General features: G+C 63.4%; 1 pseudogene. It reads right to left on the bottom strand.

The features are described 5' to 3' along the window. Positions 1 to 254 (bottom strand): annotated as a pseudogene (locus tag SB751_RS33030) (transketolase); the annotation flags it as partial.

The following is a 254-nucleotide window of genomic DNA, read 5'->3' as shown; positions in this document are numbered from 1 at the left end:
AGGAACGGCACGCCGCACCCCATCTTCGTGTCGCAGACGATGATGCGCGGCTGCGGCTTGGCATGCCGGCGCGCATTGTCGAACGCGCGCTTCACCGCATCGATGTCGTTGCCGTCGACGCGTTGCGTGTACCAGCCGAACGCCTCGAGCTTGTCGACCAGCGGCTCGAACGCCATGACTTGCGTCGACGGGCCATCGGCCTGCTGGTTGTTCACATCGACGATCGCGATCAAATTGTCGAGCTTCCAGTGCTC

It is taken from the genome of Cupriavidus sp. SIMBA_020, assembly GCF_046535395.1.
Lineage (GTDB): Bacteria > Pseudomonadota > Gammaproteobacteria > Burkholderiales > Burkholderiaceae > Cupriavidus > Cupriavidus campinensis.
This window is presented reverse-complemented; position numbering and strand designations above follow the sequence as displayed.